At 39.3% G+C, this 1,286-nt stretch carries 1 protein-coding gene; it reads right to left on the bottom strand.

Going from position 1 to position 1,286, the window contains the following annotated elements; translation table 11 throughout:
• Positions 1-295: 295 nt before the first annotated feature.
• Entirely contained in the window at positions 296-592 is a 297-nt protein-coding gene (locus Q0257_RS01330; protein WP_298020585.1) for a hypothetical protein, read from the bottom strand.
• Positions 593-1,286 lie beyond the last annotated feature (694 nt).

Raw genomic sequence — 1,286 nt, forward strand, 5'->3', positions numbered from 1 at the left:
AGCCTAGCGTCTATGAAAGCGTGCTGCGCCGCGACCCCGCAAGCGAGATAAAGAGTGAAATTCTAAGCTTTTTGAGTATCGTTAAAATTTTAAAACTGAATGTGAGGATTTGGATTTAATAAAATTTGAGCGGTATTTTTGCTAAAAATCTTTAACTCTTAAAAGATAATTTGGTCCGTCTAGCTCTTTATTAAATTTTGATTTCATACGAGGCTATCTTCTAAACGTTTATCGCGTAACTGCTTATCTATCAAAATTCTTGCTTTACGTCTAAAACCTGCTCTTTACTCCTAGCTTATATAAAAATTTGCGGCCGGATTTTATCTAAATTTTTTCCCGTTTTTAGTAAAAAATAGGTTTTTAGCTCCTTGTATTCGCTGCTCGTTAAAATCGAGGCGTCGATAATAAAATGCTTATCAAAGATAATCAAACTATCGCCGCTTAGCATATCCAGTCCAAGCCCTAGCCCGTTTACTAATCTAAAAATCAGTAGCGGGAGTATGCCGAGCCCAAATGCTATCGGCACTACGAACGGGGCTATCGCATAGCCTTTAAAGTAAAAAACCGCGGACATTAAAACGAAGTAGATCATAGACGCTAATTACAAACTTTTTTGTGATTGTCGGCAATTGGGGTTGGGAAGGCCCAAAGGTTCGTTTTATCCCCACTATATTTGATAATTTTATTTCGAGCAGGACTAAATTCTTCTTCGTAGAAAAATACTCTATGGCGGAATTCTTAAATTTAATATAGCAGCTTCCTAGCTCTTTTGGGCGTTCATTTAGCTCTCCTGGATGCGGTGGTCTGTATGGTGCAAAATGTGAAAGAAAGTCCAAAATAAATACAATCGGCAGATATAGCTTTATCATTTCTATTGAGTTGTCTTTTATTATTATCGGATATTTGTCGTAGTCTCTAGACTCGGCCTTTTCTAGCGTAGTGCTGATTTTAAATTTATCCAAATTTAGCTCTTTATAAACGGAATTTTAAAGCGTTTTATATGCTCTCAAATAGGGCGGCAGCACGCAAGTGCGGCGGATAGTAAATTACCCACCGCAGTACAGCTCGTAAAATCGTGCCCATAAAAATCGCGCTGCGCCGCGGGCCTATAAATCACGACTTGCGTAAACGCAGCGCAATGCTCGCAAAAGTAAAATTCGCGGCTTGCAAAAAATTAAGCCGCGGCATTCAAAAGCGAACTTAAGCTTTTGGAATTCTGATCTTCTGTCCAGGATAGATGAGGTTCGCGTCCTTGATAACCTCGCGGTTGGCGTCGAAAATAATCT

Source organism: uncultured Campylobacter sp. (assembly GCF_938018035.1).
GTDB lineage: Bacteria > Campylobacterota > Campylobacteria > Campylobacterales > Campylobacteraceae > Campylobacter_B.

What these genes read in the sequence shown, in the direction of transcription:
- Q0257_RS01330 (WP_298020585.1), bottom strand. Translation starts at nt 592, where the DNA reads ATGATCTACTTCGTTTTAATGTCCGCGGTTTTTTACTTTAAAGGCTAT.